Here is a 25,546-nt window from a genome sequence, read left to right as displayed (position 1 = left end):
AAGTGATCTTACACCAGCCGGAAGTGGCTCCAATGCCTACTTTCGTGGAGATGAGGTCCACTGGGAAATAGGCTATTCGAAGAAATGACGGGGGAGTTTGAGTCTGGAGCGGAATCGAACCGACAGAACGATCCGCACAGTTCTAGTCCTTCCCTGAGTTTGGCCGCATTGGGAACCAAGAGACGGACTGGAATCGCAAGATAGGCACTCCAAACTGCTTCACTTTCGTCAATCCATGCCTGCGAAGAGAAGCCTGAGGTTTCAGCTAAAAGAATCTCGTCGATAGATATTCCACCCTCACGGAACGCTGAAAAACGGGAAGGAGTCCAAGAGAGAACCTGATTTCTGTTGTCAGGCGTCACATGCCACTCGAGGTAGTCACCCACACCCTCCCTCTGCACGAAAAACTGAAAAATATCAGCAACAACGAGTGCAGCCCCGGCGGTCAGGTTACCTGCCATGATGATGTCTTCGTCTTCAAGCCTGGCAAAAATGTGGAGGAATTCGGGGCACCAGGCAGCACAGGCATCTCCTCGCTGAAACCCCCGTTCGGGCGTTTTCGACCAATGTTGAACCAAAGACTGTGGCTGGGCCTCGACCAATGAAGCCCGAATCACCGACAAATCTTCGTTTGCGAGAGAGCCGCCGGTGCCCGAGAGCCGGGGGACTGCAATGATGTCGGAGCGATTCGCCATGGTCGATGGGTGAGGATGAGTGGACTGGCTTGGGGAAGCAAGAAGGCAATTGAGCCTTTGGGAGTATCAGAAATGCGTTGGCTTACTCACCGGGATTCGTTTTTCCTTTGGGAAGATGGAAAACCTACCCTTCGATCAAAAACAACTCGTAGTTCTTTAAAGTGTTGACCGACGACCAGCTATTGTCTGCCGACGATCCCGCGGTGAGGTTGCCTGTATTTGAGGGGCCTTTGGATCTTCTACTGTTCCTGATCAGGCGAAACGAAATCAATATCTACGACATCCCGATCCAGGAGGTGACCCAACAGTATCTGGGGATTTTGAAAAACATGGAGGAGCTGGATCTGGAAGTAGCCGGAGAGTTTTTCGTGATGGCTTCTACACTCATGTATATCAAAAGCCGTTTCCTCCTTCCCAAGGAAAAACGGGACAGTGAGGACCTCGTTGAGGAAGAGGGAGAGGATCCACGCTGGGAGCTGGTGCAGCAATTGATCGAATATCGGGCATTCAAAGAAGTATCGGCGCAGATTGAAGATCTGATTGAGGCGAATACGAACAGGCTTCCCCGAGAAGTGGGTCAGAGGGATCCAGAGGAGATCATTCCGCTGAAATCCAGTGACGAGATCGAGGTATGGAATGCATTCAACAGCGTGCTTCGGAGGCTCGCGGATCGAATCGTTGTCGGCGAGATTGAGGACGACCCTATTACCGTTGCCGAACGGATGGAGTATATCATCGATCAGTTAAAAACCCGTAGGAAGTTTGCCTTCAGCGATCTTTTTGTTGGGAGCTATTCATTGAATACGCTCGCGGCAACTTTTCTTGCTGTCCTTGAGTTGGCAAGAGTGGGCCAATTGAAAGTAGAACAGGATGTCGCCTTTAGCGATATCGCCTGCAGCGCTGTTGAACCGTGAGCCTACGGTATTGGGGAAACTCCTTGAAAATTCTTGGAATGGACCGATAGTTGCGGGGTGGAACAGGAACGCAAAGCGCACCTATTTGGAGTAGGTCTCGATAACGACGATGGTCACCGCCGAGTGACTCGTGCTGAAAAGTTCTCCATTGTTGGAGGGTCGGAGGAGACTCATGGCCGCATGACCGAGACTCTGGTAAAAACGTTTGAAGACCTCTCGCGGAAAGGAAAAGCACTCGAAGAAACAGACAAAAAGGAATTGTCAGAGCTGCTTGAGCGCAATACGCCTTTCTAACTTCAATTTTTTTAATGGCCCAAGAATCTGATTTAGAAGCCAGTTCCGCTGGAAGCGGAATACCCCTGAAAGCATCCAAGTCCCCGGGCGCGTCTATTCGTATGACCCGCTCAAAGGAGACGGAAGATTCCAACGAGAACCCACCCCAAACTATGGCGGACGACGAAAAAACTACCGAAGAAACTCCTAAACCAGCGGTGAAAGCACCCGCTCTTACCCCTAAGCTCCCCCCGAAAAAGCCTGGTTCGGCGCTCCCCAATCTTGGTGACCTCAAAGCCAAGAAGCCTCCTGCGCCCCTACCGGCCAAATCGGACGCTGGAGATGCTGAAGGAGATCCGGAGCCTGTGGCTTCAGATGGCCTACCCAAGTTGGCACCGAAGACAGAGAAGCCGAAACTCACGCCAAAGATTCCATCGAAGCCCGAGCCAGTTGAGGAAAAAACGGTTGAGAACGCTTCTCCCGCCCCGGCACCGGTAAGACCAATGCCACCCAAGCCTCCGGTGAAAACTCCTCCACCCAAACCGCACGTTGTGCAGCCTGGTGCAGCTCGTGTTAAGTCTCAGCCGACTCAAGGTGGTGCGGCAGTGTCAGTTGACACAGGGAAGAAAAGGCATTCCGGTGTGAGCTCGGTGGCATTAGCACTCGACATCTTGGCGTGTGTGGGGGCTCTTGCCGTAGGCTACTTAATTCTCAATGACTTTTTTACTGTCCTTTAAGGATTACATTTATGGCAGAAAACATCACAGAACTTACCAGCGCAGACTTTGACGCTTCCATTGGTGGCGCCGGGAAACCTGCCGTCGTAGATTTTTGGGCTCCATGGTGTGGACCTTGTAAAGCTCTTACACCGATCCTCGAGGAGGTGGCTACCGAGCTGGGAGAAGAAGCTGCGGTCTTCAAGGTGAATGTAGATGACAACCAAGAAATCGCGCAGAAGCACGGGGTGCGGGCAATTCCCACCCTTCTCTTTTTCGATAAAGACGGAAACAAGGTCGACCAAGTTGTCGGTCTCACTTCCAAGGACGACCTGAAGAAGCGGCTTTCGTAAACAGACGAACTTGTTCTTCTAGGAGGACGCGGTCCCGAGAAGAAGCCCTCCGGAGCCAAAACGAGGCTGATCCGTTTCTGCCACAGAGACAAGGTCTCTTGATCTGAACTTGGGGGTCGTTTGGCCGTGAAATTTCCGGGCAAGGACTCTCGAAAGGATGCGGCGCGAGTGATGTTTACCGGATGAAGGTGCGTCTTTAGTTCTTAACCCCCGTCCAAAGGGGTTACACTGACATAGTCGATGTAATAGGTGTGACTGTGGTCGCCCATGATCCCAACCTTCACGTCCCGATTTTCGATGAAGTTTTCTTCCACCTCCCACACTATTTTTTTCCACTCTCCGTTTACCGATAATCTTTTTGATCTAAAAGGAAATTTCGGAGCAGGCTCTCCATCCCTAGAATAGTAAAGGAGATCTGGATCCGTTAAACTAAGCCGGAAAAACCCAGAATTATCCGATTTATCAGAACCTTGGATTGGTAGAAGATTCACCTCGATCCTTACTTTTTGTCCGGCTGAAGGTAGGGTGATCAATTGAGTTATAAAGGGCGGGCCCGTGCTTAGATCTGGGCGGTGGCCGAATCTAATCATCCACTCCCCCGAGTAGAAATAATCAGGCTGAACCGGACACTTATTGGACGATACGACCTCTACTGTCGCTCTCTCGTTTGGCGTTTCCCAGTGCAGTAGTCTTCTTTCAAAGTCTCCATTTCTAGCCATACTAGAATACATACGCCGTGCTGAATCTTCGCGTTCTTGCCGTAGCTCTTCAAAACCTTTAACTACGAGAAGGTCGGACGGTGAGAGACGAGTGCGATACACCCAAAACTCTTGGTCATCAGACTCTCGTTTTATGAGTACTCTGTCTGGCTCAACTTTCATAAGTGTGCCGCGAAAGCTGTAACCCTCAACAGAAGTCCACAATCGAGTTTCGTTAGCTGGCAGTGCCTTAAACACTAAAAGTCCGAAAACGAGTGCTTTAACCAGACACATTTAAGGAAAGAACAAATATCTTATGGGATAGGGTGTCGAGCTAAACGATTAGTTCGAAGTTTAATCCATCCACAGGAAAGTAATGCTCAATTTCGCTTTCTTGCCTTCGGATCGAGAGAGTCCCGGAGGTATCTGTAGGTTTGGTCTACACTTTGGACGGAGGGTTACTAAACCTAGTCCCGACCGGGGCCTTAAGATTGACAAGATTTGTGCGTCGGAGATAAAAGTTTAGGTCCTCAGGGTCCTGTAATCGGACAGAACCATCATCAACACCAAATCACTTGCCCTATGCGTCCGTATCTAACCACTTTCGCAGTTTTTGCATTTACTCTGACTACCCTCTTTGGTGAGGAGTCTGCATCCGTAGGTAGCGAGCCGATCGCTTCCGGGAAAGACGTTGCTGAGAATCCGTCTACAAAGGATGCGAATGAGAGTATCGCCGATGATATCGCTGCCTCGAACAGGCTTTTCGATGAAAAACTAAAGCAGGAGTTGCAGGAAGAAAGGGCGATACTTGAACGCCTCAAGATCGAGTACGAACTCCGCCAACAGCGATTGAAGAACGACTTACAGGAGACGGAGCTCGAGGTAAATCGGCTGCAGAACGAACTTGCTGTATTGAAGGCAAGGAGCGAGAGGGAGACTGCGGAGTTGGCTGTGGAGCGGGAAAGTCTTCAGGCGAAGTTACAGCTCGCGGAGCAAAAGCTGAAAAACGAGTTGGCTGAAAAAGAAGCAGAGAAAATGCGTATGTCTGCTGAGCGTTCTTTCGAGACCGAACAATTTAAGTCTGAAATGGCAGAGCTGGAGCTGGTAAAGCAGCGATTGGCACTGGAGAACCAAAAGCGGGCTGAGGAGTTGAAAGGGGTACAACTTCAAGCCCAAGCGGCCATGCAGGAGATTGACTTGGAATCCAAGCGCCTGAGTCTGGAGAAAATCAAGTGGGACATCGAGCTCTCGGAATTGAACACCGAACTTCAAAGGCGTCAGAAAGAGGAATCGCTCCGTGTCCAAATCGGGGTAGCCCCCGAGTATCCAGATCAACCTTTTCAGGACGGAGTCCTTTCAATTTCGGATCGTCGTATTCCTCTCGATGGCCCCATCATGACGGGCACAGCTGATTTCGTTAGTCGCCGGATCGACTTCTTCAACAACCAGGACCCAGAAGCTCCGATTTTTATCGTGATTAACAGCTCGCCTGGAGGATCTGTGATGGAGGGCTACCGTATCATGAAGAGTATCGAGTCGTCCGATGCTCCGATTCACGTCGTCGTTAAGTCTTTCGCAGCTAGTATGGCAGCGGTGATCACGACTATCGCAGAGCAATCATACGCCTACCCGAATGCAATTCTTCTGCACCATCAGCCTTTTGGAGTGAGTTTTGGAAACCTGACTGAGCAGAACGAGCAGGTGGATGTGTTTGAAGAGTGGGCGCGGCGGCTGCACGGACAGGTTGTCGATAAGATGGGGATTTCGCTCGAGGAATTTTACGAGCGTATGTATGAGGAGAATTCACGCGGGGATTGGGAGGAGTTCGCAGATGTTGCGCAGGAGCTCAGTTGGGTGGATCATATCGTTACCGAGGTTCGTGAGGAAGGCATATTGAAGAAGCCGACAGATAGCGCCCCGCAGCCCTTTTATTGGTTTTTCTTTTCTGGCGAGGCGGGTGCCGAGGACTTGGTTAGGGCGAGGCAAGACGTTCCCGATCATGTGATCCTGCCTCGTCCACAGCCCTATGACTTTTACTTCATGCACGATCCGCACAACTTTTACCGTTGGCAGTAGAACGTAGCAAACTAGCTGCGATCTAGTTTGGAGTCCGGGAATTAATCTACAGATTAACATCCCCAACCATGGAGGGACGCCGTCTCGGTGTCCGTAATCCTTGGCAATGCAGAAAATCAAACGGTCCGCGAGACGCGGACCCTCCAGCGACTCTTTGGCTGAAACAGCGAATTGTTTAGAAACGAACTTCGCTGACACCACACTAGATCCCTTTAGTGTTTTAGGAGAATCCCTGCGGGTGCGGTCTCTGGCGCGGTGCAGAATTCGATAGAAACCCTATCCTCGTTTTCTCGACTTTGGATCGAGTATATCCCGTAAGTGATCTCCAAGGAGATTGAGGCTCAGGAGAGTGAGGGCAAAGAGAATCGCAGGAAAGACAAGCATCCAAGGGTAGGTTTGCATGCGTTCCGCTCCTTCGTTGAGAAGAACCCCCCAGGAGCTATTCGGCGGTTGGATTCCAAGTCCGAGAAAACTGAGAACAGATTCTAGGAGGATTACCGTGGGCACCGTGAGAGTGGCGTAGACGATTACGGGTGGAAGGGTGTTCGGAAGAATATGGCGACCGAGAATTGTTGTATGCCTGAGCCCGAGGCATTGCGCTGCCTCGACAAACGGAAGCTTCCGCAGGGCCAGCACCTCTCCTCGAACAATTCGTGCTGTAGTCAGCCACTCGACGGCTCCGATCGCGAGGAAAAGGAGTAAAAGGGACTGCGGAAAGACGACCATCAAAAGAATTACGAAAATGAGAAACGGAAGTGCGTAGAGGATATCTACCAGCCGCATCATTGCCGAATCGATCCAACCTCCAAAGTATCCGGCAATTCCTCCGTAGAACACTCCGATCAAGACAGAGACCACTGTTGCTACGAGACCTACCGCGAGCGAAATGCGACCCCCTTCAAGACTGCGAGAGAAAAGGTCCCTACCCAGCGGGTCGGTTCCAAAAGGGAAGGTGAGACCTGAGGGTTCGATGATAAATTCCTCAACGTAATCTTCCAGAGGTCCGGGCAATGAATTGAATCCATCGGGAAGGCCATTCTCCAGGTGCTGGAGATAGACCTCTATGTCTTGAGGTGCTAACCAGACGGGTCGAACACTGGCACCCTTCTCCGTTTTGACGACCGGAGGGATGGAAACCCACGCAATTTGGTTTCCAGGCTCGAGAGCAAGCTGACTTTTCCCTCCTAACTGGAGAGCTCCGCCACGGATCAAATGTTGGGCCCTCGTTTCGTCGATCAACCTCGGTACGGTGTTTTCGCCAGTCGGTTGTAGCGAAAAAATCTTTGCAAATGGGGCGCTGGCACCGAGTGACAATCGAGTCTCGTTTGCGTCGTAAATCCAAAGGACCGGGAGAATCCAACAGGCGATTGTGATCAATAAGAATACCGCGAGAGACCCAGCGGCAATGGGTCGATGAATCAGCTTGCGAAAGAGTCCTGACGTGGCGGAAGCGGAAAAATCGGCTGGAGTGTTCACTTTCCGATACCTTCCCGGATTCTTGGATTTAAGGCTCCTTGAGCCAGATCGACCAAGAGATTGAAGACGAGGATTAGGGCCGCGTAAAACACCACCAAGCCGAGGAGAAGAGGGTAGTCGCGATCAATAGCCGCCTCTACGAAAAACTGGCCGAGGCCGGGGATATTGAAGATTGTTTCTATTATGAAAGACCCGGTCAGAATTCCCGCAAGGGCAGGCCCGAGAAAATTGACCACGGGAAGCACGCTCACCGGAAGCGCATGTCTCCAGAGAATTCGGCGGGAAGAAAGACCTTTTGCTCGCGCAGTACGAATGAAATCGCTTTGCAGGGTTTCAATTAAGCCTGACCTTGAGAGCCGAGTGATGAAAGCGGCGTAGAGAATGGCAAGAGTCAATGTAGGCAGAACTAGATAGGTCCAGGGTAGAAACGTCCCTCCAAACTGAGCGGCTGAAACCCATCCGACCGAGGGTAGGATACCTAGAATTCCTCCAAAAAAGAGTGCGAGCAGGGGACCAATGACAAAAGTCGGTAAGCAGATTCCTATCATTGCGAGACTGGAGGCAAGACCATCGCCCGCTTTACCATGATGAAGTGCCGCGATCGATCCGAGAGGAATGCCAAGAAGCAGCGCGAGGAGAAATCCGGGTAAAGCGTAGGCGAGCGTTATGGGGAAGTGGTGGGAGACGATCTCAAGTACCGTGTAACCGGAGTGCGAGTAGGAGTATCCGGGGTCAAGCCGCGCGATATTTCCAAGGAATTGAAAATACTGTTTGTAGATGGGTTTATCGAGTCCGTAGAAGGCTACGATTTCTTCGCGACTCGTTTCGGGGATTTTTTTCTCGTCGGAAAACGGATCCCCTGGTGCAGCTCGAACAAGGAAGAAAGTGATGGTCGCTACTGCGAAAAGGACCGGAATCGAAATCAACAATCGTTTCAGGAAATATCGTAGCACAGGTGGTAAGGTGTCCGTTGGGCGGGAGAACCGCTAGGAAAAAATGTAGTAGGTGTTGAACGAAACTTGATAGGCGGGAAGCTTTGTTTGGCACCCGGGTATCACCTACCAAGGCACCGACAGGGAGTAAAAGGTCGCAGCATAGTGCTTTTGGAGAGTCCAGGAACCTTGTTGAGTTTGAGGATAAGCCGACCTAGCGTGGTTGGGGTTTAAGGATGACAAATTGGTTTGGAGAGGTTCGGAAGACCACTTGGTCTGGTCGTCTTGCAGTGTGGCTACTGGCAATTGGGATATCAGTGGCAGTCAATTGGACGGGTGCTTGGCAGCTCGACTCTGCTTTTTCTGATAGTTCGGTCCGCAAGGCGGAAGAAAATCAAAACCGACAGATTGAGGTCTATGTACAGCCATTCAACGAGCGTTTCGTGGAGCCCAATCCGAACGTTCCCTCGAACCCTCCGGATGAAACGGTTAACTTTGGGGCCCGTGATCAGCAGGCCGCAGAGCCAGAACCCGTTGCGGATTCGGAGTCGGACTTCCCTTCTCGGGATTCCGATGATCTATCCCAGACTTTCCTCGAAAGAGGGGATACGAGAGAACAGTTTCAGCCGGGGGTCTACAGTGAGGCTGCTACAGAGCAGCCCCCAGTCGAAGCGGGTGGAGGAACTCTTGGAGATCTCGCTCCCCGTGCCGAACGTGAAACACCGGATTGGGTAAAACCGGTCGAAGAAGGAGAAGGCACCCGAATACCCACTCAAGAAGAGGGGGAGCAAAACAGGGTGGATGAACCCGACCGTCGGCCGGGTTCCATCGTGCTCGATGACGGACCTTTGGACTCGGCAAATGAGCAGCAATCGCCTTCGCTCAATAATCCTGCAGCTCGTCCGTTGCCGCGAAAGAAAGTGGGAGCGGAGGTCTTGCTTGCCCCGTTGAACCGCTCGGAAGCGCGGGCAGCTCGCCGTGGTGAGTTGGCGGTCAACTCGAGGCTCACGGATTTTGGGGATTATACCCAGCGAGCATTGGAAGCGATTCAGGCGGAATGGCATCGATTGATTCGAGAAGTTTCCGTGGGCGCGAACTCTACTTTTTCGTCGGTAAAGGTGGAGTTTTACATCGATCGTTACGGGTCTATTGATGAGGCCCGCATCGTGGAGACGACTGCGGGCGAGCTTGGTACACTGATTACGCTTGATTCGATATACGCGAGGGCACCCTACGGAATCTGGACTGAGAACATGGTGCGCACCTTGGGTGAGCGCACGAGAATGGAGATCACGTTCAACTACCGATGATTCCGTCAGAGTGGAGGGCGCTTCCCTGGTGCCGTGGAGTCAGGGTGGCCTCGTCGGGCGTCGATTGGGTTGTGGTTGAGAAGCCGGAAGGGGTATTGTCTCATCCCAATGAGGAAGGAGATCGATCGCGATCGGTTCTCTGTCTTCCCTATCAACCCGACAAAGAGGAATTTACCGTCACGTCGGAACTTTCGCTGCGGCTTTGTCATCGCCTGGATGGTCCGACTTCGGGGCTGTTGACGTTAGCGACCGGCGAAAAGGCGAATTGGTTTCGTCGCGCTTGGGAGGAAGGTCGCGTGAAAAAGGACTATTGGGCAATCGTCGTCGGACGACCCCGCGACAGGGAGTTTTCCTGGACGGATCGGTTGGTAAAGAAGCGGGTGAGTGGCAAGATCAGGGTTGAGGTTGGAGCAAGTGGGATAGCCGCTGAAACGAGAGGTCGTGAGATCACATTCTCGCGAAATGCTCTTCCGTTGACTTTGCTCCAGCTTCAGCCGAGGACGGGTCGGACCCATCAACTCCGGGTCCAAGCCGCTGCCCATCGACTGCCGATTCTGGGTGATCGTCAATATGGTGATTTTAGGGCAAATCGGTTATTTCGGCAGAAGAGTCGGGGTTCCCGGCTTTTTCTGCACGCCTCTCGTTTGCAGTGGAAAGAAGGTGGCCGGGTCATGAAGGTGGGATCCGCGATTCCACAGGAGTTCGTAGACTGCTTCCCGGGGACCGCTCGAATCCGTGACTTGCAGTCGGTAAAAGCGTAAAGTGCCGGAAAATTGACTTCCTGATAAACCGTGAAGATAACTTTTCTGTAATAGGCCAAGAATGTCAGCTTTTTCCGATAGTCGTCTCGCCGAATCCCGTTCTCTTTTTGAACGGGCTGTGCGGGTGGTGCCAGGTGGCGTGTATGGGCACACTAGCCCCGCTGCCGGTTTGCCGGGAGTCTTTCCCTACTTTGCTGAATCTGCTGAGGGTTGTCGGTTCACCGATGTAGACGGCAATGTCTACCTGGATTTCATGTGCGGATTTGGACCGATTGTCCTTGGCTATCACCATCCAGAGGTAGAAGAAGCGGCCTCCGAAGCCAAGAGCAAAGGAAATTTGTATAACCAACCGTCCCGAGGGTTTGTGGAGCTTGCAGAGCTTCTCGTAGACCGGGTGGACTTCGCCGATTGGGCGGTTTTTGGAAAGAATGGCTCCGACGTGACGACTTGGGCGCTTCAGGTGGCTCGTGAGGCAACTGGTCGCAAGAAGATCCTGATGCTTAAAGGTGCTTACCATGGGGTCGACGCATGGTGCGCTCCCGGCTTCGGTGGAATTATTGAAGAAGACCGGCAACACATACACCGTTTTACGTGGAACGACTTGGGATCCTTTCGCGGAATGCTGAATGCGTTCTCAGGCCAAGTTGCCGCAATCTTCGTTACTCCCTACCACCACCCTTCGTTCGCTCCCTCCGAAATGCCGGAAGATGGATTTCTTTTGGAAGTGCAGAAGGAATGTAATCGACAGGGAGTGGTCTTGGTTCTGGATGATATTCGGACGGGCTTTCGCTTGCATACCGGTGGCTCGCATCAGCGATTCGGCTTTCAGCCGGACATCGCCTGCTACTGCAAGGCTTTGGGCAACGGCTTTCCGATTTCGGCCGCGGTCGGTCGGGACTCGTTGAAATCGGCCGCAGCTAAGGTCTTTCTCACCGGAAGTTACTGGAATAATGCAGATGCTATGGCGGCTGCTAGGACCTGCTTGATGGTGATTGAGCGGGACGATATACCAGAGAAAATCGAGAGAGTAGGGGATCGACTCTGCCGGGGGTTGAGCGATGCAGCCAGCCGGTTTGGCTATTCGCTTCGGTGCACGGGTCCAAGGGCCGCACCGTATCCATTTTTTGAAGACGATCGAGATTTGAGAAAGATTCAGGATTTTTGCACCCGGGCGGTTCGTAAGGGCGCGTTTTTTCATCCCCACCACAATTGGTTTCTGAGTGCAGCCCATGATGATGAATCGGTAGACGAAGCGATTTCCATTGCGTCGGAATGTCTTGAGGAAATGGTGGAATCTCACCCGGTCGTGATTCCCGGATAATGCCCCAGGGCTCAGAAATCGACAGGAGGATCACCGTTGGCCTCGACTTGATGCGTTCCCAGATTCTCCCCTTTCACAATTCTTTTGGTGCCGTTGAGAGCGAATGGAAAAGTGATGCAAGCCGGGTCACGGAAACCGACCGGATCATTTCGGACTCGATCATGAGTGGGATCGCACGTGAATTCTCAGAAGATGATTGTTGTAGCGAGGAGTTGGATCTCGACTCCCCCAAACCCCTGGTCAGTCGTTTTTGCTGGATTCTTGATCCAGTGGATGGAACGAACAATTTTGCGATCGGAATGCCGAACTGCGCCATTTCTTTGGCATTGTTGGAAAATGGTATGCCTGTTTACGGATGGGTCTACGACTTTGCAGGACGACAACTCATTCATGGTGGTGCCGGGCGAGGCATCTTTGTCGGCGACCAGCAAGTGGAAAGGCGGGTGGCGGATCTGGGAGAGCAGACTCCGATCGGAATTCAGTTTCCCCTCTCGAAAGGAATATTGGAAAAGTTGCTCTCCGTCTTGAACCGCGAGCGAGTGAGGTCCCTTGGGTCGAGCACGATGGAAGGGGTATACGTCGCCCTGGGTCATCTCAAGGGTGCGGTGGACTTTAAGGTTAAAGTCTGGGATATCGCTGCCTTTGTGGCGTTCTTTCGTGAGTTTGATGTTCCCTATCGTTTTCTTCGGGATCCTGCGTTTCCACTGCAACTGTTCGATTTGAAAGCCCGCTCGACTCCCTTTGTCGCCGGCTCAAACGACTTTTGCGAAGAGATTGAGGCCCTTTTGAGTAGCAGCGAAAATTCTTCTTTGCAGGAGTGAATATGGTAAGCTTTTTGCGACGGCTGGAATGAACATAAAGAGAAACGACAAGCCCCCGTTGGTCTTGCGGGAGAAGACTTTTGCCGAGTATTCGGAGACACCTGATGAGGAAACCGAGGTGCCGGTTTCGCGAGCTGAGCGACTCTTTAAGATTCTCCATCCCTTGTCGCGAATAGTTTTCGTGGGAGTTTGTCTTTTAGTTGCGCTGTTTTTGGTCGTTTTTGGGCAGCGTGATTTGACGGAGAATGATGGGGCTAAAATGGTTGAGAAAGAGAGAGTCGAGGATGTTGTCCACCCAACTCGAAATCGCAACGGGTATTCTGCGGCTCAACTCCAACGTGAAAGTGCTTTGCGGGACGCACTGATGAATGAGCGTGGAGGAAGGGTGAATTTGACGGCTCTCAATTCGTTGAGGCGCGTTGGCCAATTCGCTACGGACGATCTAGAGGGTTCTATCGAAATTCTCAATATGGCTCCGAATCTAGTCCGGGTTGGCCGTGAGGATGAATCAGGCCAGATAGGAATTGGTTTCGACGGTATCGGATTCTGGAAGTTTGAACGGGGACCCAATGGCGTCCGTTCTCGAATGGCTTTGGATCAGATTGATCAGCTTGTTTTGGACGTGTTCGATTCGGTTCATAGCCCGCTGATATCTATTCTTCTCAACCAGGAAGGGAGGATTGTTTCGGTTGAGGATGTCGATGGGACGTCGGAGGATTACATTCGGATTATCTTTCTCCGAAGGGAAGGGGGTAAGGAGGAATTAGTTGATCTGAGCCAGCAGGATCTTCGAATACTCCGTCACGAATTCGAATCCGAAGGTGGTGAGGAGCTGGAGGTCGTCTACGGAGATCACGCCGATATTCTAGGAGTACAGCATCCGAGAGAAATTGAGGTCCGGCAGGACGGCGATCGATTGTTCCTCCTTTCTAGTTTGGAGATCGTTCCAAACTTTGGAGCGGTGCGCCTCCTTTTTCGGAGTCCGGTGGAGTCCTAGAGCCGTTTCCTGTTCAATAGAGTGTTTTTGAGTCCGCTTCACCGACGGTTGAACTATGCTGCTTAAGGTTAATGAGAAATGGGCTCCAGTCTTCTCTGCTTCCGCCGTTTTCAGGCTTTTCAACCGAGCGCTTTCTCAGCTAAAGTTTGAGGTTTGTGGAAAAGGTAGTCCGATGGATTCTGCTCGCTTCGATCCTCACGTTACTCGTGATTTTCGCAGTAGTGGGGCGCCAGAGTTTTAAGGAGTATAGTCAGTTTCGTGAGCGGGAGATCCAATTGCGAGAGAGAATTGAAACCGAGAGGGCGGAGTATGAGCGCCAGCGAAAGTATTACCGTAAACTTATGAATGATCCGGTATTCCTCGAGGCAGTCGTTCGGGAGAGGCTTGGCTATGTGCGCGAGGGGGAAGTGATCTTCCGTTTCGAAGAGGAGTAGGCGGCAAAACCCAGATACTCACTAGGGGAAAAGCGCCGCTGGGCGGCATTCAGTCGTCGAGTGAAAAGCTACCAACGCTATCCATCAAGCGTTTGCCCACGATCGGCCACTGGGATTGCAGGGCAGTTGCTGTCGCCAGATAGTAACTACCGTTTTTTCGAATGGCTTTGCTGTAGAATCGAAGGTCGCGGCCATTCGCGGTCCCTTCGTAGAAGAACACCAATTCGTCTCCGCTCTTGTTCACTTCCTGCCGGAGAGACATCCCCATTTGTTTGATCTGTTTCAGAGAGATGCGTTCGTAGTCATCAACGTCTCCGACGAAACTCTGGATCTGCACGTTGACGTTGGGAGCAAATCCATCGGTTACGGGCAAAAACATCGACATCGATTGAAAAGTCTCGTCGGTCGAGACGCCGATAAGGGCATCAATCGAGTAGCCTTGCTCCCGGAAATGAAGGGTGTCGGAGTGGGCTACGTGAGCTAAGGCGATGAGGAGACCTGAGAGGGTAAAGAGAAAGGATTTCATGATGAAGCTTCTGGAGGTGTCGGGTGGTTTTCGAATCTCTGTTTGACCGAGTCTTTCATGAGAACGACGAGGGTAAAGACCCCAAGAATCGTTCCAAAGGGCATGAAAAGGCACTCAATAGCGGCGATCACGATACAAAACGTGTAATGCTTCCTTTGAGCGATAAACCGTCCAGTGAGGATCACACAAATGGATCCGGCAAGTCCAACGACGATGAATAATCCCGCGATCAAAGCGAAGGCTAATCCGATCATGGTCGGGACTTCATCTCCTCCTTCGAAAGTCGTGGGCGAGACGGCCAATGCAATTCCGATAATCAGGTGTATGATCGGGAAAAAAGAAGTCACACATCCAATACCTCCAAGGATGTAGTGGAAGATGGAGAGCAGTTGTAGATGGTTCTCTTCGTCAGACATGATGCTGTCCCGGGAGGATAGAAGGCTGAATTCGGTCAAGAGAAGGCGCAAACCTGAAAGTGAGGCTTGTTGATGTAATGCCAAGTTTCTCCTCGAAAACTGTGTTGCAGGGAGGAATACTCTCGCGCGATGGATCATCAGACACTGAAGGAAGAATTTGAGCGGGCTGGCCAGGGGCAAGTGTTCCGTTTTTGGGATGGTTTGAGCGAAGAGCAAAAGGAGGGTCTTGTTTCGCAGCTAGAGGCAGTCGACCTCGATGAAATTCAACGATTGGTTGATACTCTCGTTCTCGGGGATGGGGAGGCGTCCACTGACTTTACACAGCTCGAGCCGGCGCCCTTCATCGCACTTCCCGAGGCGGGAGGGAGTGCTTCAGAATGGGCCGAGGCCCGCTCTTTGGGCGAGAATGCTCTTCGGGCAGGACGGGTTGCCGCGTTTACCGTAGCTGGTGGGCAAGGAACCCGTCTTGGCTATGATGGACCCAAGGGAACTTTTCCGGTAACCCCTGTGCGAGGAGCGACACTCTTCCAAGTGTTTGCAGAGAAAATCCGTGCAGCCAGCTCTAGTTTCGATGTGAGTATACCGTGGTTCATTATGACGAGCCGGATCAATCATGAGGCGACGGTATCGTTTTTCGCAGAAAACAGCTTCTTTGGTCTTCCCGAAACAGATGTGATCTTCTTTTCACAAGGGATGATGCCTGCGGTTGATTACGACGGAAAGCTTTTGCTGGAGTCCCCTGGTTCGCTTGCCCTGAGCCCGGACGGGCATGGAGGGTCGTTGAGGGCTTTGGTCCGCAGCGGTGCCACGGCTGAGATGAAAAAGCGGGGGATCGACATCATAAGCTACTTTCAAGTCGATAATCCGTTGGTGAGAGCGATCGACCCCGCTTTTATCGGTTTTCACGTCAAGACAGGTTCGGAGATGTCGAGCAAGATGATTCCGAAAGCCTATGCGGAAGAGAAAGTGGGTAATTTTACTTTGCTGAACGGGAAGCTCGCGGTGGTGGAATACAGTGACCTACCCATGGAAATGGCACGCCAGAAAATGGAGAATGGGCAGCTTCGGTTTTTGGCGGGGAGCATTGCCATTCATATGCTATCGAGAGAGTTCGTCGACCGAATGGGCTCTGGCGAGGGTGGGTTGCCTCCGCATCGCGCAGACAAAAAAATAGGGGTTGCCGGAGAAGACGGTGTAACCCGAAAGCCGGAAGAGCCAAACGGGGTAAAGTTTGAGATGTTTGTATTTGATGCCCTTCCCGAGGCGAAGAACCCGATCGTGATCGAAACTGCCCGCGACGAGGATTTTAGCCCGGTAAAGAATGCTGAAGGCGTCGACTCTCCGGAATCATGCCGCAGGGATTTGTTGCGTCAGTATGCACGATGGCTGAACGATGTGGGAGTTTCTGTCCCGGTAGATGGGGAAGGTGTGCCTGATCGTGTTTTCGAAATCACTCCGGCCAGAGGATTTGACCGGGAATCATTCCGGGAAAATCCCCAAAATCAGGGTCTTTCAATTCCCGGGCCAAACGAGGTCTTCTAGAACATTCTGCAGGGCACATCAAACTATTGTTCCTCGGGTTTGGCGCCGGTAGGCTCTTCCGAGGGGGTTGATGGTGCTGAATCAATTGCCTTCGCCGGATTGTCAGGGTCGCTTGATCCGAGGACTTGGTTCCAGAGAAGTCCCTGTTCTTGAACAGCCTCCAGCCATTTCTCTCTCATCGCTTCGTCATTCTCTCTCATCTGCTCAAAATCCAGACGAATCGGGCTGTTCGTCTTGAGGCCGTTTTCAAGAGCCGGGTCGATCAGAGATCTTCTGATGACCCACATGGCACCTCCCTGGATTAGTCTTTGAACTTTTCGATCATTTTCTGAGAGTCTCCATTTCTGCCGAACGGGAATTACCTCTAGTCGGGATGAGAATAGATTAATGTTCAGCGGTTTGTGCCAACTCGGTAGAACAGTAGACATTTCAACATTCTTGATACTGAAAAAAAACGGTAGACCTTGGGGTTGAACTCTTAAGAAAAAGAGTTCGGGAACGCCCAAGTCTGATACCTTGAGAGTCGCAAAGGCTTCTTCTGAAAGAAACTGATAGGATTGGTTTTCTTTGATGAAGAACAAATCGTTGCTGCTAGATGCAGTATATGCTTTGAATACAGCTCCTAAATCAAACTCGAAAATATTTCTAGAATCTGAATCTGGAAAGTCTCCACGCATTCCAATTTGGAATCGGGCGATGTCTTCTAAACGAATCGCTTTGGCTTCTGGGTCAGCCCGAATCTGTAGGATATTGCCGCCGACTACGTTGTAGAAAAGAATCGTTCCATCGACTGCAAGCATCACAGGAAACCCGTCATCGAGATCGTAGACAACCATAGCTCTTCGATCAGGTTTCATCCATGATATTGCTGCAACTGTTTTTGCGTATCCCATGTCGCTTAACATGGTTAGTCGAAAGTTCTTTGTTTCGAAGGAACTAAGAAGCTCTGCTCTGGGGCTAGGCGAAGTAGGAAAAATCCGATAGAAGACTAGGGTAGGAACTCCTTCGTTTTTGAGTAGAATTTCATTATTTGACTGGATTTCAATCGTAGTGCCGCGCTCTCCAACTTCGCCGTTCTCCTCAACATAATTGAGATCGAAAACATTAGCCTTACTACCGTCATGAACCTGATATGTCTCCCGGATAGTTCTTGCCTTGGTGCTCGTTGAGAGGAATCCGTCGCGTATCTCAAGAAAGACCGGTTCCTCTTCTATCTGCTCAAAAAATCCGGCAGGTATTTCATTGAATGCTGATTCGTTGATCGTCCGAATTCGATCAGCGTTGGTCATCCACTTTCCAAAAGCGTCCGAAATATCTCCAAAAAGCGGTAAGGATGATGAGAGTGTGGCGAAAACGGCGAAGTATTTCTTCATTATTCGATCAACTCACGGATGGTGGGTTGTTACCTCGTCTGCCGGAACGCTTCGCCCATCATTGAAGTATCGATATTGTCCGGCAGTGCCTTTCCAGTCGCATAGGTAAAAAGGTAGGCTTTGAAAATGTAGTCCGCTGTAGCGGTGATGACTGCAACTAGAATGAGGAGAGGTATGCCCAAACCGAGAGCAAGAGCCGGTTGGTTGATTATGAACAGGGCGACAATCAATAGAATTACGGGAAGGGAAATCAAAAATCCAATACCCCCCATGGAGAAATTTCCGGCAAGTGCGGTTCCCCACGTCGACTTCAGGGTGCGCACCGATTCCTTGAAGGCGCCAATCGGTCCGAGACCTTGCGAAGCGATAACGGGAATAACGAAATAGGAGAGTGCGGTCCAAGCTGAGCCGATGATTGCAGCAATGAAGGCTCCTGCCTTTTGGTTCCTTTCGATGACTCTGAGAATAGTGCCGATCACTGCGGAAACCAAAGCCCATCCAAAAATGGAGTGAAGTCGCTTTGCGGCAAAGGAGAGACCGAATCCTACTTTCCCCTGTCCTCCTTCAAAAATATTCATCACTGAAGCCACCAAGGCTGTATTGAAGAAAATAATCACGAAGTAGTTGCAGAAATAGAAAAGAAATGCGGTCACATACATTCCGTAATCCTGCTGCGAAGTTCCCGCTTCGACGTCGTCAAACCATGCATCCAGCTGGCCGGTCTGCCAAAGCGGTAGGAGAAAACTGGCGAAGACCAGAATCGAGGCGACGGTAGAAATAGCCGGAAAAGCAAGGAGCTGCTTGTTCTCAAAAAGAGTCCGATAGCTGATCTTGGCGAACTGCCAACTGCGGGAAAGTGTCGCAAACATGAAAACGTGGTAAAGAGGGTAGGGGGCGGAATCAAGAATGTAGAAAAACTGCAGTAGCGATTTCTCTTCAAGTGCCCTTGGGTCGTGCGGTTACTCGAAACGACTGCCGTCGCTTCGCTACAAGGGGTGCGATTGAGGGAACGTTAATCCTTCAACACCCGCTCGAATATTCCTACGGCCTCATCCAGCTCCTCCATCGAAGCCGTGAGAGGTGGTATGAATCGGACGGTCTGCCCTCCCGCTGGAGCGGTAAGGAGTCCCTCGTCGCGTAGCCGGGCGACGATGGGCAGGTGATCTTCGTTGAGTGCGATCCCTACCAAATATCCTTTGCCACGAATTTCCCGAATCCGCTCAGGGAATTTCTTCTGTAGATTGAGGAGGGCTTCCATGAGGTGTGTTCCCTGCCGAGCGACTTGTTCGATGAGGTTGTCTCTCTCGAGAACGTTTAAGACCGCTAACGCTGCCGAGCAGGCCAGCGGAGTTCCGCCGAAGGTGGTCCCATGAGAGCCGGGTGTGAATAGATCGGAGAACGCGTTTGCGGTCCAAATCGCACCGATGGGAAAACCACCTCCGAGTCCTTTCGCCATTCCTATCGCGTCCGGCTCGATCCCGGAATAGTGGTAGGCGAAGAACTTACCGGAACGGCCGATTCCGCACTGCACTTCGTCCACCATAAGCATGACTCCGCGTTCGGTGCACAGTTCCCGGAGATCACGAAGGAACTGCTCATCTGCTGGGTAGATACCCCCTTCTCCCTGAATAGTCTCTACAAGAACCGCACAAACGGAGCGGTCCACTGCCTTTTTAAAAGAGTCAATATCATTGAGTTTGGCGTGGCGAAACCCTTTCAGCATTGGGCGGAATCCACTTTGGATTTTCTCTTGAGGCGTTGCTGCCATACCCCCGAAGGTCCTTCCGTGAAAGGCATTTTCCGCCGTTAACACAGTAAAACGCTTTCCCTCTCGACCCGAAATTTTCCGACCATGAAGCCGGGCGAGCTTAATCAGTGCTTCATTGGCTTCGGCACCACTGTTGCAGAAAAGAACCTTTCCTGCGGGTGTGTTTTGATTCAAACGTTCAGCAAGCTCCGCTTGAAGTGGGTTCGCGAAAAGGTTGCTGCAGTGTGTGAGACGGGTGGCCTGCTCCTGAACAGCCTTCACCCAGTCGGGGTGTGAGTGCCCAAGAGCATTGACGGCTATACCGGTAGTAAAGTCCAGGTAAGTTCGTCCCTCGTCATCAGTCACCCGGCTACCCGATCCGCTGACCAGAGAGATAGGTGGAGCTCCATAGTTTCGAATCAGGAACTGCTGGTACTGTTCTTCGGTTCGCGGATCCATCAGTGAACAATCTCGGTTCCAATCCCTTCGTCAGTAAAGACCTCGAGCAAAAGTGAATGTGGCATTCTTCCATCAACAAAGTGAACGCGATGAACGCCGTTCTTCAGCGCATGAACGGCACTGTCCACTTTCGGTATCATTCCATGCGCAATGACGCCTTTCTCCTTCAGATCGTTCGCGCTCGTCGCAGTTAGGCTTGATATCAGGGTTTCCGGGTCTTGTGGGTCCTTCATTAGTCCTGGCACATCGCAGAGATAGACTAGGCGACGCGCTCTAAGAGCAGAGGCAACCCTTGAAGCGGCTACATCTGCGTTGGTGTTGTAAGCCTGTCCAGTCTTATCAGCGCCAACCGGGGAAATGATCGGCATGTAACCATCTGCGATCGCCTTCCGAATGGGACGGGTTTTCACCTCCTGAACCTCTCCTACATATCCAATATCGATTGGCTCACCAGAGGGAGAGAAGGCAAGCCTCTCGGTTCGAAGCACTTTCTTCCCAGGAATCGATAGCGGACGACCCAGCTTTCTCTGGATGATCTCGCAAATTTCGAGGTTCACTTCTTCGTCAAGAGTCTTGCGGACAATCTCGACGGTCTCCGAATCGGTAACCCGAAGCCCTTTTTCAAATCTTGCTTCCAGCCCAGAGGCATCCATCGCGCGGGTAATTGCTTTGCCCCCACCGTGAACAACTACGACGTGGATTCCGACGGCTGCAAGAAAGCAAAGGTCGGTAGCTACTTTTGCACGGACCTTGGGGTCGGGGTCGTCCATGAAGCCGCCGCCGTATTTTACGACAAAGACCGAACCGTTGAAACGCTGAATGTACGGAAGTGCTTCGATGAGCACCGCCGCCTTCGATGTGACGTCGATGTGACTAAGATCCATTACTCACTCTTGTTGAAGTCTACGTACCCTTCTGAAAGGTCCGTTGTGAGCAGTTGGAAGGACCCCTTGCCGAGATTCAGGTTCAGATTGACCGTAAACTCTCTTTGTTCGACCTCCTTTTTCCAGAGAGGTAGGTTCTCCGTTTGCGGAGCGCCTCTTCTCATAACGGGCACCGGACCGTAGTCCATATCTACTTTGTTGTAGTCAATACCGACACGTGCGTAACCTGCGGCGTCGACGATGCGTCCCCAGTTCGGGTCATTTCCAAACCATGAAGTTTTCACCAGGAGAGAATTGCCGACACACCGAGCGACTTTCTCGGCCTCTTCATCAGAGGGAGCTCCGGTCACGGAAAGTGTAACCACGTGATTGATTCTCTCTCCATCACCCACGATCATCCGCGCAAGCCGGTTACAAACTTCCCCCACTGCACGATGGAACGCATCGAGTAGATCGGCATTGTCGTCAACACGCGTGCCGGACGCACCGTTCGCGAGGAGGAGAACCGTATCGTTGGTGCTCATATCTCCGTCCACTGAAATGCGGTTGAAAGAACCGTGCACGGCTCGGGTCAGCGTTGCTTGAAGGGTTGCCTGGGGTACGACGAAATCTGTTGCGAGAAACGCGAGCATGGTCGCCATATTTGGCTCAATCATGCCGGCTCCTTTTCCCACTCCGGAAACCGTATACCGCTTCGAACCCTCCTCGATGCGGACGGTTACCGTTTTGGACCGGGTGTCTGATGTCAGAATTGAGTTGGCAAAGTCATGGCCGCCAGCAGAGTCGCGGGTCACTCGGAGTGCGGATTCGCGAATTCCACCCCGGACTTTTTCCATGGGGAGCTCTCGGCCAATTCTCCCGGTCGAGGCTACGAAAACACTATTCGGCGGAAGGCTGAGTGCCTGGCGGGCGATGGTGGCCATTTCCGCACAGTCTTTTTCACCCTGTTCCCCCGTGCAGGCATTCGCATTTCCACTGTTGGCAACAATTCCATGAAAGACGTGGGTTGGAGAGAGCAGGGACTTGCAGAAGTCCACCGGCGCTGCGACAACATCGTTGAGTGTGAAGACTCCAGCACCTGTGCATGGTTTCTCACTTAGGATAAGGCCAAGATCAAGCCGGTCGTCACCCGTTCCGCGGATATCGCAGGCAACGCCCGATGCTGAAAATCCCGGAACGTCCGTGATCCCCGGGCTCTGTTCTTTGACGGAAAGGTTCATCGGGTGTGGTTAGGGAAGTCCAGCGGTTTCATCCAGACCGAATTTCAGGTTCATCAATTGAACGGCCTGCCCACTCGCTCCTTTTAGCAAATTATCCTCAGATGAGGTAAGCAGCAGACGTTGGGTGCGCACGTCCATTCGCGCCGCTATATCAATCCGGTTGGTGCCGACCACATACTTTGATTCAGGCAGCGAATCACCGTCTAAAACGCGAACAAACGGTTTGTCGCCATAAACCCGATTCCACTCCGCGACAACAGCGTCGGTGCTTATACCATCGTAAGGTAAAGAAATGGTAGTGATGATACCCCTTCGCATCGGAATCAGATGGGGGAGAAATTGAAGAATCACCTCGTCGTTGGCAGCTATTCCCAGCTGTTCCTCAATCTCGGAAAGGTGCCGATGTTTGGGCTGTCCGTAAGGGCGTGCACTCTCGTTTCTCTCACAGTAACTAAAATCTTCGTTAGCTTTCTTTCCCGCTCCGCTAACGCCGCTCATGCTACAAGCAACGATCCCTTCGGTCTCAACTAGCCCGGCCGAGAGAAGCGGCAGAAGGGGGACAAGAACCGATGTCGGATAGCAACCGGGACACGCCACGAGATTGCTCTTCTTCCAGTCAAAAAGGGGAAACTCAGGAATGACGTATGCTGCAGCCTTCAACAGGTCGGGGTCCGGATGGGGTGCGCCGTAGAACTCCTCGTAAAGGGCGGTGGATCCAAGTCGGAAATCTGCACTGAGATCAAAAATTGCCTTTCCAGCTTCGAAAAGCGGTCGGGCATAGCCGGCAGCGACCCCGTGAGGAAGCGCTAAAAAGACCACCTCCAGATCCTCGCGTTTGGCAAGCTCATCTGCGTTGGATTCTGAAAAAGCAAGGTCGCCCAACCGGTGGGCCAGTTTGGGAAAAACCGTAGAAACTTGAGTGCCGCCAAGGCTTCGGGAGGTGACTGCAGCCAACTCCACCCCAGGATGGCTGGCCAACAGCTCCACCAGAACTTCTCCGGAGTATCCGGATGCTCCCACTATACCGACTCGTAGCATCAAAGAGACTTACCACTGAAGATAGGGATAAACCAACCCTGAAATCTTGTGGCTGTTTCTGAGATTGGGGTCGGGACAGGTCTGATTGGACTGAGCGGTGAAGTAGAAACAGGATCTTTCTGACTGGCGAATCGCTCCAACATGTACAAGGGGATATTTGTAGCATCTCGCCGTAAGGCGGATGACAGTCTTACACCTTGAACCCGTTTTGACTCTGAGTCATCGGTCTCACGACCGACGCTACATTCTTGCCCATTGTAGATTCATATCTCCTCGTACTTTTTCGTTATAAAAGATCAAAGAGCCCGAGCTGCGACTCCACTTGGGGAAACTGGAGGTCGGGCAAATCGGGAATCCACTCCTGAAGGAGGCAGTGAAATCGTCTACAGAGTTGGGGTGCGAAGGTGTCGTCTGGAGTGTGCATAAACACGTAGGGCCTTCTTCCCTCGCGGATCCAATGCGCCACCACTCTGGCAACTTCGCTTTGCCATGGGTCCACAAGGTTTATGTTGTTCCTTCCCACAAACCGGACCAAGGGCCGTTTTCCGGTGACGGTCCATTCAACGGGCAACCGTGGTTTGCGCTCTTGAGATTTCTCCTCCACAGGATCGCTAGGTGGTGCGCTGAAAAGAGCGCGGCTATCGAAAGTCACCCGATCACATTCGCGCCCCCGCAAAAGTGCATACAGGTCACTGCGGCTTCTACCGGGTTGAAAGAACGCTTCGTTCCTCACTTCGACGGCGATGGGTAGTCGGTCAGGCCATCCATCGAGGAATTCTCCCAACTCCTCCAAGCGTGATGGACCAAAGCTCGCATGGAGCTGTAGGAAGGTGGTTCCGAGTCGGATGGCTTCCCGTAGAATATCGAGTCTCCTGATGAGGGACTCAAAAATAGGGCCGGATGCTGAGAGTCGATTCGTGTGAGACAGGTCACGAGGAACTTTCATGCAAAACTCAAAGCCCTCGGCACTCTCATCCGCCCAGCGTTGGACAATTTCCTCTTGAGGTAATGCATAAAAAAACGAGTTTCCTTCTACCGTGTTGAAAACTCTTGAGTACTCACGAAGAAGCTTACTCTGGGGAGTCGATTGGGGTAGGAATTTCCCTCTCCATTCCGGGATGCTCCATGCCGGACAACCAATTGCGTAGGGGAGTTTATTTGCCATGGTCATTTTTTGCGATCTCCTCAGCGACGAGTTTACCGGAGATGACAGCACCTTCGATCGAAGCGCTCAATGTGTGGTCGCCGCAGACGTAGACTCCCCGTTCCACCTGAAATCCGTTTCGCTCAACTCCGGGTAGCTGCTCCGGTAGGGCTCTTGGAATAACATCCGTGCGGAGATGAGTCCAATCATTCACCGCTGTTCCAAACCACCCGACGAGCTCTTCTTGAATCCTTTCAGGAAGGTTCTCTTCTTTCGGTAGCCCTAGAACAGATACGGATAGTAGGGCCCGACCATCCGGACTGTAGTCCTGGGCTGCGTCAGTGAGTGTACATACGTTATTCACCCGGCCTTCGCCACTGCCGTTCAGGCAGATGATCGCCTCTCTGGTTGGAGATTGCTTCGCCGAAAAATACACGTTTGTCACTGAACGCCATCGAGGTTCGGGATGGATACTGATCGGGAGAAGTTTCCCGATCTGACTGGAATCGGTCGCAAGCACCACAACTGAAGCATCTATTTGTTCTCCTGTTTCCAGAGTGACCCGACGTTCGCTTACTTCCGCAACAGAGGTGTTCAGCGAAACGGTTCCTCCTGGAAGTTGTGATGCAAGTTGCTTGGGGATCTGCCCCATCCCGCGGGCAGGAATAGTCGCGCTTCCTTGTCCAAACATTTTGAAGGTAAACTCGAACATTCGACTCGATGTGCGAAGCTCACGCTCGAGAAAAATTCCTCCGTAGAACGACCGAAAAAAACTATCGATCATTTGTCCGGAGAAACCCTTGGAGGCTAGGTAATCTTCAGTGGATTGGTCGGGTCGTGAGGCGATTTCCGCCAGTGAGCTTCTTAGGAGACGGGACCGCATTCGGCCTACGCGAAGTTTGTCGGCGAACGACCCAATGGGAGCTCGAAGACTAGCAATAGCTGAATTAGGGCGGCGGAAGACGTCCATCAGGCGATAGAGATTGCCTTCTTTGTAAACCAAGGCACCCGGCGCGAAGCCACGCAGATCAAGAGACTCAAGATCGAGCAGCTTGCCGGTTTCCGGATAGGCATCGAGGTAGACCTGAAACCCGCGATCAAGAAGAAAGCCGTTTACGCAGTCGGTCCGAACCCGCCCGCCAACGTCGTCACTCGCCTCGAAAACCCGCGAGGGAATGCCAGCACGTTGCAAATGCACAGCACAGGAGAGTCCTGCCATTCCGGCACCTACAACGAGAACGGGCTTGTTCATAGAGCAGAGGGTGCTCGACGGTTGGAGTTGTGCAACTTTGATCGGGGTTCGAATACCCCTTGCAACGGAAGAATCTTAATCCAAGGTTTGAAAGGTGCGCAGCGATGTTGCCCAAGCCTCATAACAATTGATTTAGAAAAGCGTAGCAGCCTACAGAGTATAGCATCT

General features: G+C 52.0%; 24 protein-coding genes and 1 pseudogene. 12 read left to right on the top strand and 13 right to left on the bottom strand.

The genetic code is table 11. The features are described 5' to 3' along the window. Positions 1-8: 8 nt before the first annotated feature. Entirely contained in the window at positions 9-695 is a 687-nt protein-coding gene (locus AAGJ81_05725; GenBank protein ID MEM0965628.1) for a hypothetical protein, read from the bottom strand. Positions 696-856: 161 nt separating this feature from the next. On the opposite strand from AAGJ81_05725, the gene AAGJ81_05720 reads away from it, so the two are divergent. The 5 genes from AAGJ81_05720 (at position 857) to AAGJ81_05700 (ending at position 5,725) form a co-directional block, all read left to right on the top strand. Then, positions 857-1,609 (top strand): segregation/condensation protein A, encoded by a 753-nt coding sequence (locus tag AAGJ81_05720; GenBank protein ID MEM0965627.1) that lies wholly within the window; start codon positions 857-859, stop codon positions 1,607-1,609. Positions 1,610-1,666: 57 nt separating this feature from the next. Then, positions 1,667-1,903: a hypothetical protein gene (locus tag AAGJ81_05715; protein MEM0965626.1), complete on the top strand. Its 237-nt coding sequence runs from the start codon at positions 1,667-1,669 to the stop codon at positions 1,901-1,903. Positions 1,904-2,055: 152 nt separating this feature from the next. Beyond that, a complete protein-coding gene (locus AAGJ81_05710; protein MEM0965625.1) occupies positions 2,056-2,619 on the top strand; it encodes a hypothetical protein in 564 nt (187 codons plus the stop codon). 11 nt (positions 2,620-2,630) lie between these two features. After that, a complete protein-coding gene (trxA, locus tag AAGJ81_05705) occupies positions 2,631-2,951 on the top strand; it encodes a thioredoxin (protein MEM0965624.1) in 321 nt (106 codons plus the stop codon). A 1,280-nt stretch (positions 2,952-4,231) separates the two neighbouring features. Then, complete coding sequence (locus AAGJ81_05700; GenBank protein ID MEM0965623.1) at positions 4,232-5,725, top strand: ATP-dependent Clp protease proteolytic subunit; 1,494 nt, start codon at positions 4,232-4,234, stop codon at positions 5,723-5,725. Positions 5,726-6,001: 276 nt separating this feature from the next. Here the strand turns inward: AAGJ81_05700 and AAGJ81_05695 are convergent. Together AAGJ81_05695 and AAGJ81_05690 are read right to left on the bottom strand one after the other, a co-directional pair. Then, positions 6,002-6,667 (bottom strand): annotated as a pseudogene (locus AAGJ81_05695) (ABC transporter permease). 530 nt (positions 6,668-7,197) lie between these two features. After that, positions 7,198-8,154, bottom strand: a complete 957-nt coding sequence (locus AAGJ81_05690) for an ABC transporter permease (GenBank protein MEM0965622.1) — start codon at positions 8,152-8,154, stop codon at positions 7,198-7,200. A gap of 215 nt (positions 8,155-8,369) precedes the next feature. Between AAGJ81_05690 and AAGJ81_05685 the strand changes: the two genes are divergently transcribed. The 6 genes from AAGJ81_05685 to AAGJ81_05660 all read left to right on the top strand — a co-directional run bounded on the left by AAGJ81_05685 (position 8,370) and on the right by AAGJ81_05660 (position 13,777). Then, positions 8,370-9,443 carry a hypothetical protein gene (locus AAGJ81_05685; GenBank protein MEM0965621.1) on the top strand — a complete coding sequence of 358 codons (1,074 nt, stop codon included), beginning with the start codon at positions 8,370-8,372 and terminating at the stop codon, positions 9,441-9,443. Beyond that, entirely contained in the window at positions 9,440-10,204 is a 765-nt protein-coding gene (locus AAGJ81_05680) for an RNA pseudouridine synthase (GenBank protein ID MEM0965620.1), read from the top strand. Before AAGJ81_05685 ends, AAGJ81_05680 begins: the two co-directional genes overlap by 4 nt. A gap of 61 nt (positions 10,205-10,265) precedes the next feature. Next, positions 10,266-11,525: an aminotransferase class III-fold pyridoxal phosphate-dependent enzyme gene (locus AAGJ81_05675; GenBank protein ID MEM0965619.1), complete on the top strand. Its 1,260-nt coding sequence runs from the start codon at positions 10,266-10,268 to the stop codon at positions 11,523-11,525. Then, positions 11,525-12,346: an inositol monophosphatase gene (locus tag AAGJ81_05670; protein ID MEM0965618.1), complete on the top strand. Its 822-nt coding sequence runs from the start codon at positions 11,525-11,527 to the stop codon at positions 12,344-12,346. The genes AAGJ81_05675 and AAGJ81_05670 overlap by 1 nt, the downstream gene beginning before the upstream one ends. A 28-nt stretch (positions 12,347-12,374) precedes the next feature. Continuing rightward, complete coding sequence (locus AAGJ81_05665) at positions 12,375-13,343, top strand: hypothetical protein (protein ID MEM0965617.1); 969 nt, start codon at positions 12,375-12,377, stop codon at positions 13,341-13,343. A gap of 155 nt (positions 13,344-13,498) precedes the next feature. Next, complete coding sequence (locus AAGJ81_05660; GenBank protein ID MEM0965616.1) at positions 13,499-13,777, top strand: septum formation initiator family protein; 279 nt, start codon at positions 13,499-13,501, stop codon at positions 13,775-13,777. A gap of 49 nt (positions 13,778-13,826) precedes the next feature. Here AAGJ81_05660 and AAGJ81_05655 read toward each other — a convergent pair whose 3' ends face one another. Together AAGJ81_05655 and AAGJ81_05650 are read right to left on the bottom strand one after the other, a co-directional pair. Further along, positions 13,827-14,303 (bottom strand): hypothetical protein, encoded by a 477-nt coding sequence (locus AAGJ81_05655; protein MEM0965615.1) that lies wholly within the window; start codon positions 14,301-14,303, stop codon positions 13,827-13,829. Then, positions 14,300-14,719: a hypothetical protein gene (locus tag AAGJ81_05650; GenBank protein MEM0965614.1), complete on the bottom strand. Its 420-nt coding sequence runs from the start codon at positions 14,717-14,719 to the stop codon at positions 14,300-14,302. Before AAGJ81_05650 ends, AAGJ81_05655 begins: the two co-directional genes overlap by 4 nt. A gap of 129 nt (positions 14,720-14,848) precedes the next feature. Between AAGJ81_05650 and AAGJ81_05645 the strand changes: the two genes are divergently transcribed. Continuing rightward, complete coding sequence (locus AAGJ81_05645) at positions 14,849-16,261, top strand: UDPGP type 1 family protein (protein ID MEM0965613.1); 1,413 nt, start codon at positions 14,849-14,851, stop codon at positions 16,259-16,261. Positions 16,262-16,284: 23 nt separating this feature from the next. Here the strand turns inward: AAGJ81_05645 and AAGJ81_05640 are convergent, their stop codons facing one another. From AAGJ81_05640 to AAGJ81_05605, 8 genes are all read right to left on the bottom strand, one after another. Beyond that, positions 16,285-17,634: a hypothetical protein gene (locus AAGJ81_05640; protein ID MEM0965612.1), complete on the bottom strand. Its 1,350-nt coding sequence runs from the start codon at positions 17,632-17,634 to the stop codon at positions 16,285-16,287. Between the two features lie 29 nt (positions 17,635-17,663). Then, positions 17,664-18,503, bottom strand: a complete 840-nt coding sequence (locus AAGJ81_05635; protein MEM0965611.1) for a DUF6159 family protein — start codon at positions 18,501-18,503, stop codon at positions 17,664-17,666. A gap of 143 nt (positions 18,504-18,646) precedes the next feature. Further along, positions 18,647-19,840 (bottom strand): aspartate aminotransferase family protein, encoded by a 1,194-nt coding sequence (locus AAGJ81_05630; protein ID MEM0965610.1) that lies wholly within the window; start codon positions 19,838-19,840, stop codon positions 18,647-18,649. Continuing rightward, positions 19,840-20,724 (bottom strand): acetylglutamate kinase, encoded by an 885-nt coding sequence (argB, locus tag AAGJ81_05625; protein ID MEM0965609.1) that lies wholly within the window; start codon positions 20,722-20,724, stop codon positions 19,840-19,842. Before argB ends, AAGJ81_05630 begins: the two co-directional genes overlap by 1 nt. Beyond that, positions 20,724-21,944 (bottom strand): bifunctional glutamate N-acetyltransferase/amino-acid acetyltransferase ArgJ, encoded by a 1,221-nt coding sequence (argJ, locus tag AAGJ81_05620; GenBank protein ID MEM0965608.1) that lies wholly within the window; start codon positions 21,942-21,944, stop codon positions 20,724-20,726. The genes argB and argJ overlap by 1 nt, the downstream gene beginning before the upstream one ends. Positions 21,945-21,953: 9 nt before the next feature. After that, positions 21,954-22,964, bottom strand: coding sequence for an N-acetyl-gamma-glutamyl-phosphate reductase (argC, locus tag AAGJ81_05615; GenBank protein ID MEM0965607.1), 1,011 nt, complete (start codon positions 22,962-22,964; stop codon positions 21,954-21,956). 304 nt (positions 22,965-23,268) lie between these two features. Next, a complete protein-coding gene (locus AAGJ81_05610) occupies positions 23,269-24,147 on the bottom strand; it encodes a DUF72 domain-containing protein (GenBank protein ID MEM0965606.1) in 879 nt (292 codons plus the stop codon). Beyond that, entirely contained in the window at positions 24,137-25,378 is a 1,242-nt protein-coding gene (locus tag AAGJ81_05605; GenBank protein MEM0965605.1) for an NAD(P)/FAD-dependent oxidoreductase, read from the bottom strand. The genes AAGJ81_05610 and AAGJ81_05605 overlap by 11 nt, the downstream gene beginning before the upstream one ends. Positions 25,379-25,546 lie beyond the last annotated feature (168 nt).

Source organism: Verrucomicrobiota bacterium, from assembly GCA_038744685.1.
In the GTDB taxonomy this organism is placed as follows: domain Bacteria; phylum Verrucomicrobiota; class Verrucomicrobiia; order Opitutales; family Puniceicoccaceae; genus Puniceicoccus.
The sequence above is the reverse complement of the archived record's forward strand: the minus strand, read 5'-3'. Positions and strand labels throughout refer to the sequence as shown.

Bases quoted from the DNA above. Each gene is read 5' to 3' on its own strand.
- AAGJ81_05640 (MEM0965612.1), bottom strand. From the start codon at position 17,634: ATGAAGAAATACTTCGCCGTTTTCGCCACACTCTCATCATCCTTACCG.
- AAGJ81_05650 (MEM0965614.1), bottom strand. From the start codon at position 14,719: ATGTCTGACGAAGAGAACCATCTACAACTGCTCTCCATCTTCCACTAC.
- argB (MEM0965609.1), bottom strand. From the start codon at position 20,724: ATGGATCTTAGTCACATCGACGTCACATCGAAGGCGGCGGTGCTCATC.
- argJ (MEM0965608.1), bottom strand. From the start codon at position 21,944: ATGAACCTTTCCGTCAAAGAACAGAGCCCGGGGATCACGGACGTTCCG.
- AAGJ81_05700 (MEM0965623.1), top strand. From the start codon at position 4,232: ATGCGTCCGTATCTAACCACTTTCGCAGTTTTTGCATTTACTCTGACT.
- AAGJ81_05685 (MEM0965621.1), top strand. From the start codon at position 8,370: ATGACAAATTGGTTTGGAGAGGTTCGGAAGACCACTTGGTCTGGTCGT.
- AAGJ81_05670 (MEM0965618.1), top strand. From the start codon at position 11,525: ATGCCCCAGGGCTCAGAAATCGACAGGAGGATCACCGTTGGCCTCGAC.
- AAGJ81_05610 (MEM0965606.1), bottom strand. From the start codon at position 24,147: ATGGCAAATAAACTCCCCTACGCAATTGGTTGTCCGGCATGGAGCATC.
- AAGJ81_05680 (MEM0965620.1), top strand. From the start codon at position 9,440: ATGATTCCGTCAGAGTGGAGGGCGCTTCCCTGGTGCCGTGGAGTCAGG.
- trxA (MEM0965624.1), top strand. From the start codon at position 2,631: ATGGCAGAAAACATCACAGAACTTACCAGCGCAGACTTTGACGCTTCC.
- AAGJ81_05675 (MEM0965619.1), top strand. From the start codon at position 10,266: ATGTCAGCTTTTTCCGATAGTCGTCTCGCCGAATCCCGTTCTCTTTTT.
- AAGJ81_05665 (MEM0965617.1), top strand. From the start codon at position 12,375: ATGAACATAAAGAGAAACGACAAGCCCCCGTTGGTCTTGCGGGAGAAG.
- AAGJ81_05630 (MEM0965610.1), bottom strand. From the start codon at position 19,840: ATGGATCCGCGAACCGAAGAACAGTACCAGCAGTTCCTGATTCGAAAC.
- AAGJ81_05605 (MEM0965605.1), bottom strand. From the start codon at position 25,378: ATGAACAAGCCCGTTCTCGTTGTAGGTGCCGGAATGGCAGGACTCTCC.
- AAGJ81_05710 (MEM0965625.1), top strand. From the start codon at position 2,056: ATGGCGGACGACGAAAAAACTACCGAAGAAACTCCTAAACCAGCGGTG.
- AAGJ81_05655 (MEM0965615.1), bottom strand. From the start codon at position 14,303: ATGAAATCCTTTCTCTTTACCCTCTCAGGTCTCCTCATCGCCTTAGCT.
- AAGJ81_05725 (MEM0965628.1), bottom strand. From the start codon at position 695: ATGGCGAATCGCTCCGACATCATTGCAGTCCCCCGGCTCTCGGGCACC.
- AAGJ81_05635 (MEM0965611.1), bottom strand. From the start codon at position 18,503: ATGTTTGCGACACTTTCCCGCAGTTGGCAGTTCGCCAAGATCAGCTAT.
- AAGJ81_05645 (MEM0965613.1), top strand. From the start codon at position 14,849: ATGGATCATCAGACACTGAAGGAAGAATTTGAGCGGGCTGGCCAGGGG.